Raw genomic sequence first — 16,561 nt, forward strand, 5'->3', positions numbered from 1 at the left:
GTGCGGGTGGCGTACGCAGCTGCAGCGGGCCCTCTCCGGACGGCCCGGACGCTCGCGTCCGTTCTGGCGGCGGCGCTGGCCGTTCCCCTCGCCGTGCCGCCGGCCGCGAACGCCGCCGCGCCCCTCACCGGGCGGCGCATCCACGACGTCCAGGGCGCCGCGCACGTCTCGCCGCTGAACGGCGCCGCCGTCGCGGGCGTCCCCGGCGTCGTCACGGCCGTGACCGGCAACGGCTTCTGGATGCAGGACCCCAGCCCCGACCGGAACCCCGCGACGTCCGAGGGCGTCTTCGTCTTCACCCGCACCCGGCCGCCCGCCGCCGGCGACGCGGTCCGGGTGAACGGGAAGGTCCGCGAGTACCGGCCGGGCGGCGGGTCCGCCGGGCTCACCCGCACCGAGATCGACGCGACCGCGACCAGCGTCACCGCGCACGGCGCCGCGCTGCCCGCCCCCGCCGTCATCGGGCCGGGCGGGCGCCGGCCCCCGACCGCCGTGATCTCGGCCCGGCGCGGCGACGTCGAGAGGGGCGGGACGCTCGACCCCAAGCGCAGCGGCCTCGACTTCTACGAGTCGCTGGAGGGGATGCGCGTCCGGATCAGCGACGCCGTCGCGGTCGGGCCGTCCCGCGACGGCCAGGTGCCCGTGCTGCCCGCCAACGGCGCCGGCGCCGAGACCCGCACCAAGCGCGGCGGCATCCTGCTGCGCGACGGCGACGCCAATCCCGAGCGGATCGTCCTGGACGACGCGCTCGCCCCGCTGCCCGCGATGAACGTCGGCGACCGGCTGCCCGGCGCCGACGACGGTGTCCTCGACTACTCCTACGGCGACTTCACGCTGCTGCTCACCGCCGCCCCGCGGCGCGCCGACGGCGGCCTGCCGCAGGAGGCCGCCTCCCGGCAGCGGCCCGGCGAGCTCGCCGTCGGCACCGCCGGGCTCTCCGGCCTCAACCCCGACAGCCCCCCGCGGCGCTTCGACGACCTCGCCGGCGACATCGTCCAGGGGCTCGGCTCCCCCGACCTCGTCGCGGTCAGCGGCCTGCAGGACAACAGCGGCCCGCACGACGACGGCACCGTCGCCGCCGACCAGACCGTCGCGCAGCTGATCACCGCGATCAGCGAGGCGGGCGGCCCCGCCTACGACTGGCGCTCGGTGAACCCGCGCGACGGCTCCGACGGCGGCGAGAAGGGCGGCAACAGCCGGATCGGGTTCCTGTTCCGCACCGACCGCGGGCTCGCGTTCGTCGACCGCCCCGCGGCCACCGAGCCGCTCGCCGACCCGCCGCCCGCCGCGCAGCCCGACCCGGCCGTCACCGCCGCGAAGCCGCTGCGCCGCGCGGACGGCACCGCCGCCCTGTCGCAGTCGCCCGGCCGGATCTCCCCCGGCAACGCCGCCTGGAGCGGCGCCCGCAAGCCGCTGGCCGGGGAGGTCACGTGGCGGGGGCGGCGCATCATCGTCGTCGCCGACGACTGGTACCCGCGCACCGGCGACGACCAGCCCGCCTTCGGCCGGTACCAGCCGCCGTCCAGCCCCACCGAGTGGCGCCGCGACGCGCAGGCCCGGGTCGTCGCCGGGTTCGTCCGGTCCGTGCGGGCGGCGGGCAAGAAGGCCGACGTGATCGTCACCGGCGGCCTCAACGACGGCGGGACGTCCCTGCCCGTCCAGGCCCTGACGAAGGACGCCGGGCTCGCCGACCTGCCCGCCGCGCTGCCGGCCGGCGACCGGTACACCGCCGTCACCGGCGGGAACTCCGAGGACCTCGACCACATCCTGCTCAGCCCGTCGCTGGCCGGGAGCAAGCACCGGTTCGACATCGTGCACCGCGCGTCGGAGTTCGCGTCCCGCGCCGGGGACCACGACCCGACCGTGGTGCGCATCGACCTGCCCGGCAAGTGACCGCACCGCGCGGGGGCGTCCGGCCTCGCGTGTGAGCGGGGTCACCCAATTCCGGCGGTGCCGAAAAGAGCGGCTACGTACGATCCGGAAACCCGCCGGTGTTTCTCTCTCCGGGGCGGGGGCAGCGACCGGTCGTCACACCCCCTCCGGGAGGAGACGTCCCCCATGGCGTTCCGATATCGGTCGCACCACATCAGCCTGGTCGGCCTGATCTATCTCATCATCGGCGTGTTCGTCGCCTGGGACCGCGGCTACATCGACGTCCCGCTGCTGCGCCAGGTCGGCAGCGCGCTGCTGGCCATCTTCCTGTGGATCCTCATCCTGCTGGGTGTGGACCTGCACATCCACGCCTGACCCAGGACCGGCACGGGCCGTCCGCGCGTCCCCCCGCCGTCGGGCGGCCCGTGCCCCGGACCCCGGCGACAGGTCCCCGTGCCGTCAGGGTCATAGACCCCAGAACACCCAAAGAGCTACGTTCCGCTCATGACGAAAAAAGACTGCAGTTGCGGACACGGCGGCGGATGCTCCTGCCCGAAGGGCTGCTCCTGCGGCTGCAACGGGTGATCCCCCGCTAGGGCCGCCCCGCCGACACCGGCTTCGTCGCCGGTGCCGCGGACCCGGCCCGCGGCACCGGCGCCCGCCACAGCAGCGGCGTCTCAGCGCCGTTGTGGACGGCGGTACCGGTGGCCAGGACCGTGCCTCCCGCCGACGTCATCGCCGTGAGGCGCCGTCCGGTACGCCCGCCGAGACCCCGCGCGGGCACCCGGCGCCACGCCGCCCCGTCCGGTGACCCGAACACGGCCGCGCCGCCCGGCGCGGTCACGGCCGCCACGACGAAACCCTGCGGCGTCGCGGCGGCCGCGGTCACCTGCCGCGCGCCCGGCGGCGTGCGCCGCGCCCACGTCCGCCCGGCGTCCGGCGACACCAGCAGGCCCGCGTCCGCCCCCGCCACGACCAGCGCGTTCCCGCGCGCCGCGACCTGCGTGAGCGGGCCGGTTCCCGGCGGCACCGCAGGCGTGGGCGTCCATTTCGCGCCGTCCGGCGACGTCCACACGGCCGGCTTCCCGTCGCGCCCGCCGACCGCCACGTAACCGGAACCGGTCGACGCCACGTCGACGAGGTTCCCGGCCACCGCCGCGCGCTGCCACGCCTTCAGGTCGGACGACCGCCACACGGTGCCGCCGCCGACCGCCACATAGCCCGTGGCCCCGGACGCGACCGCGGCGAGCGGCCCGGCTGGCACCTTCGCGGGCTCCCAGACCGACCCGTCCCGCGACGTCATCGCGAGCCCGCCCGGCCGTGCGGCGGCCGTGCGGCCGACCGCGAGCCACCCCTGCCCGCCGAACGCCACGTCCGACAGCCGCCCGGGGGTGCCCGGCACCCGGCCGCGCGTCCAGCCGAGCCCGTCCGGCGAACTCCAGATCGCCGCGCCGCCGTTCGTGCTGCCCACCGCCACCGCCCGGCCCGGCCCCGCGGCGAGGGAGCGGATCACGCGCTCGGTGTGCACCGCGCCCGGCACCGCCGCCAGGTTCACGCCGGACAGGTACGCGTCGCCGCCCTGGTGGCCCGCGACCGTGACCGCGCCGCCCGCCGCGACCGCGAGACCGCTGGTCCGCACCGGCCCCGCGACGGTCCCGGACGGCTGCCAGGCGCGCCCGCCGGGGCTGCGCAGCACCGTCCGCTGCCCCTTCGCCCCCTTCACCACGACGCCGAACCCCGCCGCGGAACCGCCGAACCGCTCGACGCCCGCGTAGCCCGGCGCCGAGAACCGTCCCGCGGCCTGCCACCTCAGGCCGTCCGGGGAGGTGAACAGGACCCCGAACCGCGTCGTCCTCCGGTGCTTCTTCGGGCCGGTGGTCCGCTGTCCCTCCCGCACGGTCGCGAACCCGCCCGGGCCCGCGACCAGGCCGTTCGTCGCGCCCTGCGACCCCTGCGCCTGCGGGACGGCCACCGCCGTCCAGGTCCGCCCGCCGTCCGCGGACCGCCACAGGCCGTCGCCCCGCACCGTCCGCGTGACCTTCTTCTTGCCCTTCTTGCGGGTCACCTGGCGGCTGAACGTCCCGTGCGTCACCAGCACGCCGCCGGACGCGGCGACCCGGTCCAGCCCGGTGATCCCGGCCTGCAGCCCGTCGACGCGCTGCCACGCCCGGCCGTCCGCGGTGCTCCACACCACGGCGCGGCCCCGCGCCGAGCCCACCGCGACGAACCCGTGCACGGTCGCGACGAGCGCGTTCACCTGGTCGTCCGGCCTGAACGCGGACGTGTCGAGGTGCCGCGTCCAGGTCGCACCGCCGTCGCTCAGCCACACCACCGTGCCCGCGGGCGACCGCCCCAGCGCCGCCCAGCCGCCGGCCCCGGCCGCGACCAGCCGCGGGCGCTCCCCGGCGGGCGGCTCCGAGCCGTCCGCGCCGCGCACCTTCGCCGCCTTCCACGCGTGCCCGCCGTCCGCCGACACCAGGAACCGCGCGCGCTCCTGCCCCGGCGTGCCGTCGCCCTCCGTCCCGGCGGCGACGACCTTCCGCCCGGACGCGGCGACCACGGCGAGGTCCTGGACGAGGCCGTCCGTCGAGGCCGACGGGTCGGTCCCGAACAGCGCGCCCGCCGGGATCGGGGCGGGTGGGCGCGGCTTCTTCGGGCCGCCGCCGCTCTGGTCGAGCGCGAACAGCGCGCCGCCCGCGACGACCACCAGCCCGGCCGCGCCCGCGATGGCGGCGCGCAGCGTCCGCGTTCCCCGTCCCCCGGCGCGTCCCTCTGGCCCCGCCTGCGCCTCGCCGGCGCCCGCCTGAAGATCGTCGGCCGCTGCCTGGGGCCTGCCGGCCGCCGCCTGAGCTTCACCGGCCGCCGCCCGGCCGGTGTCCGTCCGAGGTTCGCCGGGTGCTGCCTCGTCGTTGTCCGCTTTCTTGGGTGTCTCGGCCGTGCCGGGCTTGGGCTGGGCGGAGGCCGCCGCTACGACCGATCCGGCCCCGCGGCCCTTCGCCGACCGCTTCGCGGCGCGGTTCCTGCGCGCGTCCTGCTTCGGCTTCTCGTCCGTGGGGGCGGCGACCGCTTCCTCGGCGGGCTTCTCGGCCGGGCTCGCGGACGGCGCGGAGGCGCGCTGCTTGCGCTTCTTCGGCTTGGACGGGGACTCGGTCTCGGCGGCCTCTGCCGGGCGCGTGGAGGCGGGTGCGGCGTCCGCGCGGATGGCGTTGAGGCTCGCGGGCGCCTCGGGTGCCTCGGGCTCCAGGGCGGGGGCGGCGGCGCGTTCCCGGGGCGGCGCCCCGTGGCCCCAGCGGATGCCGGCGGCGCGCCACGCCTCGTAGGCGCGCTGCCAGGGCGACAGGGCCGCCGGGAGGTCGGCGAGGTCGGCGGCCACGCCGAACGTCAGGCGGCGTCTGACCTCGCGCGATCCGTCCGGCCGGTCGTCGGCAGGGGGCTCCGCACCGGCCGGGGACGAGGTGCCGTCCCGCTCCGGGGTCCTCGCCGTCACACGCGCTCCTTCACGGTCCTGGGACCACTATGAAACCGCGCCACACCGGTGGCTGCTCGCACATCGGCGTGAACGGCGGCCGATCGGGCCGCTGGAGCGTTCTATCACCTCAGGCCGGACGGATCCGATCTTTCGCCTCGATCTCCCCCTTGTACGCGAATCCCTGGATGTGGACGACGGGCGCGTCGGCCCCCGGCGCGCCGTGCAGGTCGGCGGAGACGCCCATGCCGCCGGTCTCCACCCGGACGCCCGGCGGGACGATCACCTCGACCGTCGACTTGTAGGCGAGGACGCGGATCGTCGTGACGGGCCCGTCCAGCTCGGCGGCGCGCAGGTCGAGCAGGGAGTGCCCCTTGTAGATCACGGTGGTGTACTTCTCGGGGAGGCGCCAGCGGCCGGTGCGGCGGACGCCGCTCTTGTAGGCCAGCTGGAAGCGCCCGGCGGGGCCGCGGTCGGCGGGGGCGGGGGCGGCCGCGGCGGCCGGCAGGTCGGACGAGACCTCGGCCAGGTCGTCCTCGGTGCGGGCGGCCAGGGCGAGGTCGATGCGCTCGTCCAGCTCGGCCTCGGTGAGCCGGCCTTCGGCGTAGGCGGTGTGCAGCCGGACGAGGACCCGGTCGCGGTCGCCGTCCGAGGCCCGCAGGCCCTTGCGCTGCTCGAGGGTCATCTCACATCTCCTTAGCGGCGGTCTGCCCGCAGCCTGGACCCTCCGGCGGGTGGAGGGTCGAGCAGAGTCGCGATGTATCTTAACCCGATCTCGCTCGGTTTGCGAGAGATTCGCCCGGATCCGACTCGCGATCATGGGGTGCCGGACTCGCGGGCGTCCGGCCGGTAGATTCGGATCAGCCCGTTGATTGAGGGGGGACGGTCATGGGCGGGACGGCGGGGCGTGCGCACGGCCCGTACACGCTGTACGACCTGGACGCGATGCCCGAGGAGGGGCGGCGCTACGAGCTCGCCGACGGCTGGCTGAACGAGCTGCCGGGCGACCTGTGGCACGACCACGCCGCCGACACGCTGAAGACGATCCTGAAGGACGCGGCGCGGCAGGCCGACGCGGACGTGCACGTGGCGGGCGCGCCGCAGGACGTCACCACCCCGGCCGGCGTCCGCAAGCCGGACGTGTTCGCCGTCGCCCGGGACGTGGCGCGCGCCGCGCTGGAGCGGCAGACCCGCACCTACTACGGCCCCGACCTGATGCTGGTCGCCGAGGTCGTGACGCCCCGTACGGTGAACGAGCAGATCGACCGCGTCCGCAAGGTCGAGGAGTACGCGGCGACCGGCATCCCGCACTACTGGATCATCGACCTGGAGCCCCGCCCGTCGATCACGATGCTGGAGCTGTCCGGCGGCCGCTACGAGGTGGCGGGCCGGGCGCGGTCCGGCGAGACGGTGACGCTGACCGCGCCGTTCCCGATCAGGTTCGATCCCGTCCGCCTCTCCGAGATGGACTGACCCCCGGCCGGCGCGGACCCTGCGCTGGCCGGATCCTTTCGGTTGTTGGCGATCTCGCCGCTTTTTGCCGCGGCGGCGTCCGGGCAGAGTGAGTGCGTCGCAACCGAGAAAGGGAGTAACGCCATGTCGGAGCGGATGCGGGCGGTCAGGCAGGACGTGCTGGGCGGGCCCGAGGTGCTGCAGCTGGTCGAGGTCGAGCGGCCGGAGCCGGGGCCCACCGAGGTACTGGTGCGGGTGCGGGCGGCCGGGGTGAACCCGACCGACTGGAAGCACCGCTCGACGAAGATCTTCCTGCCCGACCCGCCGTTCACGCTGGGCTGGGACGTGTCCGGCGTGGTGGAGAAGGTCGGGTTCGGGGTGACGCTGCACAAGCCGGGCGACGAGGTGTTCGGCATGCTGCGCTACCCGGGCGGGGTGGGCTCGCACGCCGAGTACGTGGCGGCGCCGTCGCGGACGTTCGTCCGCAAGCCGGACGCCATCGACCACGTGCAGGCGGGCGCGCTGCCGCTGGCCGCGCTGACGGCCTGGCAGGCGCTGGTGGACACGGCGGACGTGCGGGAGGGGCAGCGGGTGCTCGTCCACGCCGCGGCGGGCGGCGTCGGGCACCTGGCGGTGCAGATCGCCAAGGCGAGGGGCGCGCACGTCCTCGGCACGGCGAGCGCGGCGAAGCACGCGTTCCTGCGCGAGATCGGCGTGGACGAGCCGATCGACTACCGGAGCGTCGACTTCGCCGACGCGGCCGAGGACGTCGACGTCGTGCTCGACGCGATCGGCGGCGACTACGGCCCGCGCTCGCTGCGCACGATGCGGCGCGGCGGGACGCTGGTGGCGATCGCGGGGCGCGCCCAGCCGGAGGACATGGCGCAGCAGGCCGCCGAGCGCGGCGTCCGGTTCGAGAAGCTGCTGGTCGAGCCGGACTTCCACGCGATGACGGAGATCGCCGAGCTGGCGGCGTCCGGGCGGCTGCGCGCCGAGATCGACACGGTGCTGCCGCTGGAGGACGCCGCCAAGGCGCACGAGCGGGGCGAGACGGGACGGGTGTCCGGCAAGATCGTCCTCACGGTCTGACGGGGCCGGTCACCGACTCAGGCCGCGCAGGTAGGCGGCGCGGTCGAGGGGGTCGCCGCCGGTGCGGGGCCGCGACGGCGGCGCGCCGGTGACGCGGCGCTCGCCGGACGGCTCGGACCACCAGGTGCCCTCGCCGCGGGTGAGCGCGGGCAGCGCCGCCTCCGCCTCCCGCGCGCGCCCTGCCGGGATCTCGCCCTTGATCGTCCAGCCGGCCGGGCCGGGCTCGGGCTCGACGGCCGTGGCGCCGAGGGGGCCGAGCGCGGCGAGGACGGGGCTGAGCGCGTCGCCGGGCACCTCCGCCTCGAACGCGTGGCACGGCTCGTAGACGCGGGTGCCCGCGCGCGCGAGCGCGGCCATGAGGATCAGCGGGGTGAGGCCGCGGAAGTCGCCGGCGGTGCTGACCGGCGCGGCGTACCCGGACCGGGTCAGCACCACGGCGCAGTCGGTCACCGGCCAGCCGCGCAGGCCCTGCTCCAGGGTGCGGTGGACGGTCTCCTCGATCGCCCGGTCGAAGGCGTGCGGCAGCGCGCCCGGCTCGGTCTCGCGGCGGAACGCGTTGCCGGAGCCGCGCGGCGCGGGCTCGACGCGCAGCCCGACGCTCGCCCAGAAGTCCGGCACGCGGCGCCGCCAATCCATCTCCTCGACGGCCTCGCCGGTGCCGGCCGGGCGCTCGGCATAGACGATGCGGCTCTCCTCGAAGATCGCCTCGACACCGGCCTCGGCGAGCAGCCGCGCCGCGATGACCTCCTTCTGCACCTCCCCGTACAGCAGCACCGACGTCGCGCCGGACGGGACGGGCCGCGCGCGGATCAGCGGGTCCTCGTCGGCGAAGCCGAGGAGCGCGGCGCGCAGCCGTCCCGCGTCGGCGGGGCGGCGGGCGCGGACGATCGTCTCCAGCGACGGTGGCGGGAACGGCGGGACGTCCCGGACGGGCGGCCCGATCCGGTCGCCGACGCGGACCTCGGCGAGGCCGCGGACGGCGGCGATGTTCCCGGCGGTCAGGGGCCCGCCGGGGGCGCCGGCGATGTCCAGCCCGGTGATCCGCCCGCCGCGCCCGCCCTCGAAGACGACGTGCTCGCGCGTCCGCACCTCGCCGGAGAAGAGCCGCAGGTAGGCGACCCGTCCTCCGGAGGGGGCGCGCTCGACGGCGAAGACGGTGCCGCGCGTCTCGCCGTCGCCCGGCCCGGCGGGCGGCAGCAGGGACGCGATCCCGTCGAGCAGGTCGCCGACGCCCGCGCCGGTCACGGCCGAGCCGAAGTACAGCGGCTGGACGGCCGCGGCGGCGGTCTGCGCGCGCAGCGCCGCCCGCACGGCCTCCGGCGGGGTGGCGCGGCCCTCCACGAAGTCGGCGAGCAGGGCGTCGTCGCCGTCCGCGAGGATCTCCGCCGACGGCGCGCACGGCACGGCCCGCCCGTCCCGCACCCGGTTCAGCGGGACGGGCCGGACGCCCGGCCGGCGGCCGAGCGCGGCGAGCACCGCGTCCGGGTCCGCGCCCATGCGGTCGATCTTGTTCACGAAGATCAGGGTGGGCAGCGCGAGCGCGCGCAGCGCCCGCAGCAGTACGCGGGTGCGGGCCTGGACGCCCTCGACGGCCGACAGCACCAGGACGGCGCCGTCGAGCACCCCGAGGGCCCGCTCGACCTCGGCGGCGAAGTCGGCGTGGCCGGGGGTGTCGATCAGGTTGACGCGCAGCGCGCCGAGCCGGAACGGCGCGACGGCCGACCGGATCGTGATGCCGCGGCCGCGTTCCAGCTCGCCGCGGTCGGTCTGGGTGTCGCCGGCGTCGACGCTGCCGAGCCGGGCGATCGCGCCGGTGTCGAACAGCAGCCGCTCGGTCAGGCTGGTCTTTCCCGCGTCGACGTGCGCGAGGATGCCGAGGTTGAGCGTGGGCATGGGCGGTGGAGTCCTCGAAAGCTCTCGTCCGGAATGGGCTGTGAGATTCCGAAGACCTGGCGCATCTCGCCTCCGCCGCTCAGGGATGGGACGCGTTCATGCTGCCATCCCGACACCCGACGCCCGTACCGATTTTTCGCCGGGTCGGCACTAGCCTTGGACGGTGCTGCTGCTGACGACGCTCGACGGCTGGCGCGCCCAGCCCGGGCCCCGGTTCGTCCTGTCCGACGCGGGCGCCGTGTGGGCGCCCGACTCCGAGCCCGACCTGCTCGCCATCGCCGACGACGTGTACGGCGGGGGCGGCGCCGGCCAGCTCGTCGCGGTGACGCTGGATCCGGAGCCGGGGCTGCGGCCGCCGCGCGGCGTCATCGACAAGACGGCCGCGACGGAGGTCCGGTACGTGCGGCGCGGCCCGGACGGCCGGCACGTCGCGCTGCTGGACCGTCCCGCCACCGCCGAGGCCCTCGACCTGCTCCCGCATCCCGAGGGCGGCTGGTACCGGGAGACGTGGCGGTCGGACGTGTCGTTCGCCCCGGCGGGCTACCCGGGCGAGCGGGCGACCGCGACCGGCATCTACTTCCTGCTGCCGCCCGGTGAGGAGTCGATGTGGCACGCGGTGCGCTCGGCGGAGATGTGGCTGTGGCACCGCGGCGGCCCGCTGTCGCTGCTCCTCGGCGGGGACGGCGACGAACCGGCGGACGCCCCGGAGACGGTCACGCTGGGCGCCGACGTGGCGGCCGGGCAGGTGCCGCAGGCCGTCGTCCCGCCCGGCGCCTGGCAGGCGGCCCGCCCGGCCGGACCGGAGGAGGTGCTGGTGAGCTGCGTGGTCTCCCCCGGTTTCGACTTCGCCGACTTCCGCGCCCGCCCCTGACGAGCGAGCCCTAGCGGGCCGTCCTGCGGCGCGGCCGGACGGCCTGCTCGGTCCAGAACGGCTCCATCACCCGCTCGATCGCGCCGGCGACGGTGCGCCGCTCGTCCCGGGTCAGCGGGCCGAACACCTCGGCGCCCACCTCGTCGGCCAGCGCGCGCGCCCGCCGGTGGACCTCGCGCCCGTCATCGGTGATGCGGACGGAGTGGCGGCGCCGGTCCTTCGGGTCGCGGGTGCGCTCGCAGAGCCCGCGCTCCTCCAGGTCGTCCACCAGGCCGACCATCAGCGTGGGGTCGAGCAGCAGGTAGCCGGCCATCTCCTGCTGCGACAGCGTGCCGGACGAGCTGAGCGCCGCCAGCACGAGGAAGTGCCGGACGCGGAGGCCGAGCGGTTCGAGGGCCTCCTCCAGCCGCTGCTCCATCCACCAGCCGCACTTGGCCAGCTGGAAGCCGGTCACGGACGCGAGCCCGGCCGGCAGCCCGCCGCGCACGGGCCTCTCCTCCGCCATCCCGCCAGGCTATAGCAGTTCGAGGATCCAGCCCATCGATCATCAGTTGACTGGATAATCGAAAAGTTCAACTATTGAGCCATGGCACTGACTCTCGGGCTCTACGGGCTCAACCTGCACGCCTGCGCCGGCCCGCGCGCCTCCGCGCGGATCGCCGCCCTCGCCGAGGAGCTCGGCTACGACTCGCTGTGGGCCGGCGACCACGTCGTCCTGCCGAGCCCCCGCACCGACCCCTCGCCGCTCGACCCGGAGGCGCCGTTCCTGGACGCGGTCGTGTCCCTCACCCACCTCGCCGCGGCCACGGAGCGGATCGCGCTCGGCACGGGCGTCATCGTCCTGCCGCAGCGCAACCCGCTGATCCTGGCCAAGCAGCTGGCGAGCGTCGACGTGCTGAGCGGCGGGCGGCTGGTCTTCGGCCTGGCGGCCGGCTACCTGGAGCCCGAGCTGCGGGCCCTCGGCGTCCCGCCCGGCGAGCGCGGGACACGCACCGGCGAGCATCTCGCCGCGATGCGGTCGCTCTGGTACGACGACGCGCCCGCCTTCCACGGCCGCCACGCCGACTTCGCCGGCGTGGACGCGCACCCGCGTCCCGTGCAGCGCCCGGTGCCGGTGGTCATGGGCGGGCACGGCCCGGCGGCGCTCCGCCGCACCGTCCGCGAGGCCGACGGGTGGTACGGCTGGATGCTCGGCCGACGCGCCGCCGCCGACGCGATCGCGCGGCTGAGGGCGGCGGCGCGGGAGGCGGGCCGCGACCGGCCCCCGCACGTCTCGGTCTCGCCGCCGCGCCCGCCGGACGCCGCGTCCGTCCGCGACTACGCGGAGGCGGGCGTCGACCGGCTCATCGTCGTCCCGCCGATGGGCGCCCCGCTCGACGAGCTGGAGGGGTTCGTCCGGGCCCACGCGCCCGCCGAGGTCGGCGCCGCACCGGCCGGGTGAAAGGAGCGCGGCGGGGGCGGGGCGGGGGGGGGGCGGGGGGGGGGGGGGCGCCCGGGCCGCGGCGCGGCGGCGCGCCGGGTGAACGCTGCGCGCGGCGCCGCCCGTGGGGTGCCCACAGGGGGGGGCGCGCCGCGAGCCGGGGGTCAGTCGGACGAGAAGGCGGCGTCGAACGCGGCGGACGGCGGCTCCATCGCGTTCAGCGCCCGGACGAACTCCAGCGCTTCGGGCGCGCCCTGGAGGCGGTCCATGCCCGCGTCCTCCCACTCGACCGAGATCGGGCCGTCGTAGCCGATCGCGTTGAGCGCGCGGAAGACGTCCTCCCAGGGGACGTCGCCGCGGCCGGTGGAGATGAAGTCCCAGCCGCGCCGCAGGTCGGCCCACGGCAGGTGCGACGACAGGCGCCCGCGGCGGCCGTCGCCGGTGCGGACCTTGGTGTCCTTGCAGTCGACGTGGTAGATCCGGTCGCGGAAGTCGAACAGGAACCCGACCGGGTCGAGCTCCTGCCAGACGAAGTGGGACGGGTCGAAGTTCAGGCCGAACGCGGGCCGGTGCCCGATCGCCTCCAGCGTCCGGACGGTCGTCCAGTAGTCGTAGGCGATCTCGCTCGGGTGGACCTCGTGCGCGAACCGGACGCCGACCTCGTCGAACACGTCCAGGATCGGGTTCCAGCGGTCGGCGAAGTCGGCGTAGCCGCGCTCCACCATCGCCTCGGGGGTGGGCGGGAACATCGCGACGGTGTGCCAGATCGACGACCCCGTGAACCCCACGACCGTGGAGACGCCGAGGCGCGCGGCGGCGCGGGCGGTGTCCTTGATCTCCTCGGCGGCGCGCCGCCGGACGCCCTCGGCCTCGCCGTCGCCCCAGATCCGCTCCGGCAGGATCGCCTGGTGGCGCTCGTCCGGGATGTCGCAGACGGCCTGGCCGACGAGGTGGTTGGAGATCGCGAACACCTTGAGGTCGTGCTTGGCGAGCGTCTCCAGCTTCCGCGGCACGTAGCCGTCGTCGGCCAGGGCCTTGTCGACCTCGAAGTGGTCGCCCCAGCAGGCGATCTCCAGGCCCTCGTAGCCCCAGCCGGACGCCAGCCGGCAGACCTCCTCGAACGGCAGGTCGGCCCACTGGCCCGTGAAAAGGGTGATCGGTCGCGCCATCACTGGCTCCCCTCGACGTCGGCCCACCCGCCGGACGCGGCGCTCGCCGCGACCGCGTCGAGCACCCGCTGCACCCGCAGGCCGTCGGCGAACGACGGGGTCGGGTCGGTGCCGTCCGCGATCGCGGTGAGCAGGTCGGCGGCCTGGTGGGTGAAGGTGTGCTCGTACCCCAGCATGTGACCGGGCGGCCACCACTGGCGGGCGTAGGTGTGGACGGGCTCGGTGACGACGATGCGGCGGAACCCCGCCGTCTCGGCGGCCTCGGTGCCGTCGTGGAACCACAGCTCGTTCATCGACTCCAGGTCGAACGACAGCGCGCCGGACGAGCCGCTGACCTCGATCCGGAGCGCGTTCTTGCGCCCGGTCGCCATCCGGGTGGCCTCGAAGGAGGCGAGCGCGCCGCCGTCGGTTCGGCCGACGAACAGCGCCGCGTCGTCGACCGTGACCTCGGCCGTGCCGCCGCCGGGCGCCGGGCGCTCCCGGACGAAGGTGTCCATCACCGCCGACACCCCGACGAGCGCGTGCCCCGTGATGAACTGCGCGGTGTCGATGATGTGCGCGCCGATGTCGCCGAGCGCGCCCGTCCCGGCCCTGTCACGGTCCAACCGCCAGCTGAACGGCGCCTCCGGGTCCGTCAGCCAGTCCTGCAGGTACTGCGCGCGGACGTGCCGGACGGTCCCGATGCGCCCGCCGGCGACGAGGTTGCGGGCGAGCGTGACCGCCGGGACGCGCCGGTAGTTGAACCCGACCATCGACCGGACGCCGTTCGCCCGCGCGCGCTCCGCCGCCGCCACCATCTCCTCCGCCTCCGCGGACGAGTTCGCGAGCGGCTTCTCGCACAGGACGTGCTTGCCCGCGTCCAGCGCCGCGACGGCGATCTCGGCGTGCGCGTCGCCCGGCGTGCAGATGTCCACGATCTGCACGTCGTCGCGGCGCAGCAGCTGCTTCCAGTCGCCCTCCGACGACGCCCACCCGAGCGTGCGGGCGGCCTCGGCGGCCCGTCCGGCGTCGCGTCCGGCGAGAGCGGCCATCACCGGGGTCAGCGGCGGCCCGAAGAACGGCCCGACGCTGCGCCATGCCTGGGAGTGGGCGCGCCCCATGAACGCGTGCCCGACCATCCCGACTCCGACGGTGGTCAATGTGCTCACCTCTCTGTACTGCGCCCGCCGGGATCGCCGGCGGGCGCGCGGCCCTGCCTCAGGACTCGAAGCCGAGCGGCAGGTAGCGGCTCACGTTGTCGCGGGTGACGGTCTCCGACGCCAGCGTGATCGACTGCGGCGGCTCCAGCTCCACCAGGTCGGCCATGCCCTTGCCCTGCGCCAGCAACCGGGCCAGCCGGACCGCGGACGCGGCCATCGTCGGCGGGTAGGTGACGGTCGCCTCCAGCACCCCGTTCCCCGCCTTGATCTCCCGCATCGCGTTCGCGGACCCGGCGCCGCCGACCATGAAGAACTCCTTGCGGCCGGACTGCTTGATCGCGGCGAGCACGCCGACGCCCTGGTCGTCGTCGTGGTTCCACAGCGCGTCGATCTTCTTGTGCGCCTGCAGCAGGTTCGACGCGACCTGGTTGCCGGTCTCGACGGTGAACTTCGCGTCCTGCTTGGCGGTCACGGAGTACCCGTACGACTTCAGCGCGTCCGCGAACCCCTTGCTGCGGTCCTGCGTGAGCGGCAGCGTCGCGATCCCCTGGATCTCCACGATCACCGGGTTCGACACGCCCTTGGCCTTGAGCTTCTTGCCGATGTAGTGGCCGGCGGACACGCCCATGCCGTAGTTGTCGCCGCCGATCCACGTCCGGTACGACAGCTTGTCGGGGAACACCCGGTCCAGGTTGATCACCGGGATGCCGGCGTCCATCGCCTTGCGCGCCACCTGGTTCAGCTGCTCGCCGTCGTTCGGCAGCATCACCAGCACGTTCACCTTCTCCGAGATCAGCGACTCGACCGCGGAGATCTGCTGGTTGATGTCGTTGGTCGGCTGGACGGGCTTGAACGTCACGTCCTTGTACCTCTTCGCCTGCGCCTCGGCGTTCTTCGCGATCGCGGCCGTCCAGCCGTGGTCGGCGGCGGGCGCGGAGAACCCGATGGTGACCTGCTTGCCGGGCTTGTCGTTGTCGCCGCCGAGCGCGCCGGTCTGCGCGGCCGGGGCGGGGTCGTCCTTCTCCTTGTTGCTGGTGCAGGCGGTCGCGAGGGCTCCGGCCGCGACTGCGGCGCCGCCGAACAGGACGCCTCGGCGGGTGGGGCGGGTGCTCTGGTCGCGCATGACGTGCTCCTGGTTTCCGGGGGGTGGGGGCGGGGGGCGCGCCGGTCGGGGGGCGAGCGGGTCAGGTGGGCGAGCGCAGGCCGCGGCGCTGCAGCAGCACCGCGATTCCGATGATCACGCCCTTGGCGATGAGCTGGTCGCTGGTCTGCAGGCCGTTCAGGATGAACAGGTTCGTGATGACGGTGAACACCAGCACGCCGAGGATCGACCCGGCGACGGTGCCGCGCCCGCCGGTCAGCAGCGTCCCGCCGATGATCACCGCGGCGATCGCGTCCAGCTCGTACAGGTCGCCGTGGGTGCTGGAGCCGGTGGTGGTGCGGGCCATGATGATGATCGCGGCAACGCCGCAGCAGAACCCCGACAGCGCGTACAGCAGCAGCGTGTGCCGCCGGACGTCGATGCCGGCGAGCCGCGCCGCCTCCGGGTTGCCGCCGACCGCGAACGTGCGGCGGCCGAACGTGGTGCGGTTCAGCAGCACCCACCCGGCGACCGCGACGGCCGCGAAGATGTACACGACCAGCGGCAGCCCGAGCACCTTCGTGGTGGACAGCGACTCGATCGCGTCGTTCTCCGGGCGGATCAGCTGGGTCTTGCGGTCCGACATCCGCTGCGCCAGCCCGCGCGCCGACACCAGCATCGCCAGCGTCGCGATGAACGGGACCATCCGGCCGTAGGAGATCAGCAGGCCGCTGACGACGCCCGCGCCCGTCCCGACGAGGATCGCGCACAGCGCCATCACCGCCGGGCCGTACGACTGCGTCGCGACGGTCGTCGCCCACACCGACGCCAGCGCCATCACCGACCCGACCGACAGGTCGATCCCGCCCCCGATGATCACGAACGTCTGGCCGACCGTGATCACCCCGATGGTGGCGGCCAGCGCCAGGATCCCGACCAGGTTGCCGGAGGTCGGGAAGTTGTCCGGCTCGGTGATCACCCCGACCACCGCCAGCAGCGCCAGCGCGGCGACCAGCCCGAGGTGCCGGAACTCGCCGGGCCCGCGGCCCGCGCCGGCGCGCCGCAGCGGCCGCAGCGGCCCCTTCGCCCAGGCTCCGCCCGCCGCGGCG

Annotated in this window: 14 protein-coding genes; 6 read left to right on the plus strand and 8 right to left on the minus strand. The window is 75.5% G+C overall.

Going from position 1 to position 16,561, the window contains the following annotated elements:
- The first annotated feature begins 6 nt into the window (after positions 1–6).
- Positions 7–1,893 carry an endonuclease/exonuclease/phosphatase gene (locus F9B16_RS31980; RefSeq protein ID WP_225992123.1) on the plus strand — a complete coding sequence of 629 codons (1,887 nt, stop codon included), beginning with the start codon at positions 7–9 and terminating at the stop codon, positions 1,891–1,893.
- Between the two features lie 165 nt (positions 1,894–2,058).
- Positions 2,059–2,247, plus strand: coding sequence for a hypothetical protein (locus F9B16_RS31985; RefSeq protein ID WP_151543950.1), 189 nt, complete (start codon positions 2,059–2,061; stop codon positions 2,245–2,247).
- A gap of 217 nt (positions 2,248–2,464) precedes the next feature.
- Here the strand turns inward: F9B16_RS31985 and F9B16_RS31990 are convergent, their stop codons facing one another.
- Both F9B16_RS31990 and F9B16_RS31995 read right to left on the minus strand, forming a co-directional pair.
- Positions 2,465–5,359, minus strand: a complete 2,895-nt coding sequence (locus F9B16_RS31990; protein ID WP_151543951.1) for a hypothetical protein — start codon at positions 5,357–5,359, stop codon at positions 2,465–2,467.
- A gap of 109 nt (positions 5,360–5,468) precedes the next feature.
- Positions 5,469–6,023 (minus strand): DUF1707 SHOCT-like domain-containing protein, encoded by a 555-nt coding sequence (locus F9B16_RS31995; protein WP_151543952.1) that lies wholly within the window; start codon positions 6,021–6,023, stop codon positions 5,469–5,471.
- Positions 6,024–6,226: 203 nt separating this feature from the next.
- Between F9B16_RS31995 and F9B16_RS32000 the strand changes: the two genes are divergently transcribed.
- Positions 6,227–6,811: a Uma2 family endonuclease gene (locus F9B16_RS32000; protein WP_151543953.1), complete on the plus strand. Its 585-nt coding sequence runs from the start codon at positions 6,227–6,229 to the stop codon at positions 6,809–6,811.
- Positions 6,812–6,934: 123 nt separating this feature from the next.
- Positions 6,935–7,879, plus strand: a complete 945-nt coding sequence (locus tag F9B16_RS32005) for an NADP-dependent oxidoreductase (RefSeq protein WP_225992124.1) — start codon at positions 6,935–6,937, stop codon at positions 7,877–7,879.
- Between the two features lie 9 nt (positions 7,880–7,888).
- Here the strand turns inward: F9B16_RS32005 and F9B16_RS32010 are convergent, their stop codons facing one another.
- Positions 7,889–9,772 (minus strand): elongation factor G, encoded by a 1,884-nt coding sequence (locus tag F9B16_RS32010; RefSeq protein ID WP_151543954.1) that lies wholly within the window; start codon positions 9,770–9,772, stop codon positions 7,889–7,891.
- A gap of 163 nt (positions 9,773–9,935) precedes the next feature.
- On the opposite strand from F9B16_RS32010, the gene F9B16_RS32015 reads away from it, so the two are divergent.
- Positions 9,936–10,643 (plus strand): cupin domain-containing protein, encoded by a 708-nt coding sequence (locus F9B16_RS32015; protein ID WP_318839268.1) that lies wholly within the window; start codon positions 9,936–9,938, stop codon positions 10,641–10,643.
- Positions 10,644–10,653: 10 nt separating this feature from the next.
- Here F9B16_RS32015 and F9B16_RS32020 read toward each other — a convergent pair whose 3' ends face one another.
- Positions 10,654–11,148 carry a MarR family winged helix-turn-helix transcriptional regulator gene (locus F9B16_RS32020; RefSeq protein WP_151543955.1) on the minus strand — a complete coding sequence of 165 codons (495 nt, stop codon included), beginning with the start codon at positions 11,146–11,148 and terminating at the stop codon, positions 10,654–10,656.
- Between the two features lie 81 nt (positions 11,149–11,229).
- Here F9B16_RS32020 and F9B16_RS32025 point away from each other — a divergent pair, with 81 nt between their 5' ends.
- Positions 11,230–12,084: a TIGR03619 family F420-dependent LLM class oxidoreductase gene (locus F9B16_RS32025; protein ID WP_151543956.1), complete on the plus strand. Its 855-nt coding sequence runs from the start codon at positions 11,230–11,232 to the stop codon at positions 12,082–12,084.
- Positions 12,085–12,227: 143 nt separating this feature from the next.
- Here F9B16_RS32025 and F9B16_RS32030 read toward each other — a convergent pair whose 3' ends face one another.
- From F9B16_RS32030 to F9B16_RS32045, 4 genes are all read right to left on the minus strand, one after another.
- Positions 12,228–13,232 carry a sugar phosphate isomerase/epimerase family protein gene (locus F9B16_RS32030; RefSeq protein WP_151543957.1) on the minus strand — a complete coding sequence of 335 codons (1,005 nt, stop codon included), beginning with the start codon at positions 13,230–13,232 and terminating at the stop codon, positions 12,228–12,230.
- On the minus strand, positions 13,232–14,380 hold the full coding sequence (locus F9B16_RS32035) for a Gfo/Idh/MocA family protein (RefSeq protein ID WP_225992125.1): 1,149 nt from the start codon (positions 14,378–14,380) through the stop codon (positions 13,232–13,234). The genes F9B16_RS32030 and F9B16_RS32035 overlap by 1 nt, the downstream gene beginning before the upstream one ends.
- Before the next feature lie 49 nt (positions 14,381–14,429).
- Positions 14,430–15,494 (minus strand): ABC transporter substrate-binding protein, encoded by a 1,065-nt coding sequence (locus tag F9B16_RS32040; RefSeq protein WP_151543958.1) that lies wholly within the window; start codon positions 15,492–15,494, stop codon positions 14,430–14,432.
- 61 nt (positions 15,495–15,555) lie between these two features.
- The coding region (locus tag F9B16_RS32045; RefSeq protein WP_404800529.1) for an ABC transporter permease at positions 15,556–16,561 on the minus strand (1,006 nt) is incomplete at its 5' end.

Origin of the sequence: Actinomadura montaniterrae (assembly GCF_008923365.1) — a bacterium.
In the GTDB taxonomy this organism is placed as follows: domain Bacteria; phylum Actinomycetota; class Actinomycetes; order Streptosporangiales; family Streptosporangiaceae; genus Spirillospora; species Spirillospora montaniterrae.